This is a genomic window from Pseudonocardia sp. SID8383, assembly GCF_009864975.1.
Lineage (GTDB): Bacteria > Actinomycetota > Actinomycetes > Mycobacteriales > Pseudonocardiaceae > Pseudonocardia > Pseudonocardia alni.
This window is the reverse complement of sequence record NZ_WWFY01000439.1, coordinates 1-374: the sequence shown is the minus strand read 5'-3', so window position 1 is coordinate 374 and position 374 is coordinate 1. Positions and strand designations below refer to the sequence as shown.

Annotated in this window: 1 pseudogene; it reads left to right on the top strand. The window is 80.2% G+C overall.

Annotation, left to right across the window (positions count from 1 at the left end):
* Nucleotides 1-374: pseudogene (locus GTW08_RS10710) on the top strand (alpha/beta hydrolase); the annotation flags it as partial.

Genomic DNA, 374 nt, shown 5'->3' with positions numbered 1-374 from the left:
GTGCGGTCCTGGTGGACCGGGCTGCCCGGGGCCGACCGGGAGCAGCTGCTGCACACCCGGCCCGGGCTCGTCGGCGGGCTGGACGGTGTGCCGGTCGCCGACCGGGATCGGGCGAACCGGGTCCTGCTCGACGCCGAGCTGTCCCGGCTGCGGGCCCGGGCGGCGCTGCTGGACCGGGCCGGGGACACCGCGGGCGCGGACCGCGCCCGGCGGGCCTCGGCCGGACTGGAGACCACCCGTCGACGCCTGGACGCCGGCGACGCGTACCTGCTCCGCCTGGAGCGCGGGAACACCGGCGGGCGGCTCGTGCTCGCCGTCGGCGATCCGGACCGCGCCGCGCACGTGCTCACCCACGTCCCGGGGACGACCGCGGG